3 protein-coding genes are annotated in these 1,231 nt (G+C 47.7%); all 3 read left to right on the forward strand.

Features of this window, described 5'->3' with window-relative positions; translation table 11 throughout:
• The first annotated feature begins 43 nt into the window (after positions 1-43).
• The gene (locus Q0605_RS01220) at positions 44-529 is read left to right on the forward strand and encodes a hypothetical protein (RefSeq protein ID WP_298703518.1); all 486 of its coding nucleotides are present in this window, start codon (positions 44-46) and stop codon (positions 527-529) included.
• 9 nt (positions 530-538) lie between these two features.
• Positions 539-796, forward strand: a complete 258-nt coding sequence (locus Q0605_RS01225; RefSeq protein ID WP_298703520.1) for a hypothetical protein — start codon at positions 539-541, stop codon at positions 794-796.
• On the forward strand, positions 796-1,231 hold a 436-nt coding region (locus Q0605_RS01230; RefSeq protein ID WP_298703522.1), incomplete at its 3' end, for a hypothetical protein. The genes Q0605_RS01225 and Q0605_RS01230, both read left to right, overlap by 1 nt.

Here is a 1,231-nt window from a genome sequence, read left to right on the forward strand (position 1 = left end):
TGTAAGCTCTTTTTATTGGTGGGAATTACGATAAGGAGTAAAAATGAAATACTACAAAAATTCACAAAACCAAATTTACGCTTACGATGATGACGTAAGCGAGGATCAGATTAAAAAGGGGCTAACCAAAATAACAGAAGCGCAGGCAAAAAGTATGCTTGAGCCGAGCCTTGAGGAGCTCAAAGCCGCAAAGACCGCAGAACTCGCTTCGTGGGTGAACGCAATGGGCGAGAGCTGCAAGGTTGAGATCAAAGACTTTGGAGCCGTCAACGGCGGCTATAAATACCTGCTCAATATCGAAGCCATGATCGATACTTTTGATAGCCTCGAGGTGCGGGGCTTTAGGATGTATGACAATACGATGAAAAAGATAAACGGGCAAGAGGATCTCAAAAAGATCAAGCGTGCCATTCAGATTGCTGGGCAGAAGCTGCACGTGTTGAAATGGGGCTATGAAACCGCAATCGAGAAGGCAAAAACCTCAAAGGCGCTTGAGACTATCAAATTTGCAGATACGATAGAAGTATAGGAGGAACAAATGGGATATTTCATACTCTTTTTGACGAGTTTTGTTTTAGGAATTTTTGCTTGTCCTATCGTGATTTTTCTAAGGGCGCGCAAATGCGATCAGTGGGATCATTCCAATATGATGAATATCTTTCGGGTGTTCGCGCATCTTGCGACGCACCCCGACGACTTTGCGAAATTTCGCTACGAGGACGGCTCAAAGCCTTTTTGGTATCTGCTCAGCGATGAATTCGCAGACATAGTCAAAAGCCGCCCGAAGGAGAGGTGATGTTTTGGATACTCAATAGACTACGCGGGCAGTATAGCTATTTCGCTAAGCTGAACGCTTTGGTAGTGGCTCTGCTAATATTTGCCTTTTTAGGGAATTTCTACCTCGCGATCATCTGCGGGCTCGGGTATCTGATCGGAGAAAGCAAAGGTTGGGGCGTATGGGTCGGCGCGCTCGTCACTCACGGCAGTTACACAAGCGAGCATGAGGTGAAATTTATCGAGCGCATCGCCCGCAAGCTCATTAAAGACCCGCGCGAGCATTGGCTAGGCTATTGCCGCGTCTGTTTGTTTCTGCGCGGGCTGTTTTGGTGGCTGCCAGTTTTCGTGCCGCTAGTCTTTGCGGACGTCTATACCGCACCGCTTCTAGCCGTAGCGCTTGCGGCAGGTTTTCCGCTTGCTTGTGAGCTGGGATATCGCACAAAATGGACGTTAC

Source organism: uncultured Campylobacter sp. (genome assembly GCF_938017705.1).
In the GTDB taxonomy this organism is placed as follows: domain Bacteria; phylum Campylobacterota; class Campylobacteria; order Campylobacterales; family Campylobacteraceae; genus Campylobacter_B.